We start from the raw sequence: 385 nt of genomic DNA, 5'->3' as shown, positions 1-385 counted from the left end.
GGATTGGAGACACGTTTGCCTACCTATCTGCCGTTTTAGATTTGTATAATAATGAAATTGTGGCATGGGAAGTTTCTTCTCGAAACGACCTTGAATTGGTTCATAATACGTTGAATCAGTTAAGGGACAAGTCATTCGAAAAGGGGGCCCTTCTTCACTCCGATCAAGGATTCCAATATACGACGAAATCATACGAAAGACAGGTAAAAGAACTCGGTCTTCAAGGAAGCCACTCTCGTCGAGGCAATTGTCATGATAACGCTTGTATAGAAAGTTTCTTCTCGCATTTAAAAACAGAGAAGTTATATTTGGTATGTCCAAAAACAGCAGAGGAAGCTTATGTAGCTATTCAGGAGTATATAGACTTCTACAATACGGATCGCTT

General features: G+C 39.7%; 1 protein-coding gene. It reads left to right on the top strand.

Annotation, left to right across the window (positions count from 1 at the left end):
- The coding region (locus SB775_RS27700) for a DDE-type integrase/transposase/recombinase (RefSeq protein ID WP_410864348.1) at nucleotides 1-385 on the top strand (385 nt) is incomplete at both ends.

The sequence above is a fragment of the Peribacillus sp. SIMBA_075 genome (assembly GCF_046534585.1).
Note: the sequence above shows the minus strand (reverse complement) of the source record. Positions and strands in the feature narration are given on the sequence as shown.